Source organism: Megasphaera sp. AF13-6AC (assembly GCF_027685385.1).
In the GTDB taxonomy this organism is placed as follows: Bacteria; Bacillota; Negativicutes; order Veillonellales; family Megasphaeraceae; genus Megasphaera; species Megasphaera micronuciformis.
Map to the genome: position 1 here is coordinate 333 of NZ_JAQCUN010000347.1, position 212 is coordinate 544.

Annotated in this window: 1 protein-coding gene; it reads right to left on the reverse strand. The window is 53.8% G+C overall.

All coding sequences use genetic code 11. The annotated features are described in order from the left end of the window. The coding region (locus tag PGX78_RS09390; RefSeq protein ID WP_270446701.1) for a tRNA pseudouridine(55) synthase TruB at positions 1 to 212 on the reverse strand (212 nt) is incomplete at its 5' end.

Sequence of the window (212 nt, forward strand, 5' to 3'; positions counted from 1 at the left end):
CTACCTCTCGCCGCTAAACATTTTATGCGGCCTTAAAATATGGTGGGACACATCGAAGATACCGACTCCGACCATAATATGCATCGGGTCGTAGAGTCGAACGACTTCACCGTCAGCAAGGCCTCGCCCGGAAAAGGGTACGGGACGTCCCTGCAAAAGAGCGGCATACTGTTCTTTTGAACAGGTCGTCGCCGCCATGTGCGGTAATGCCG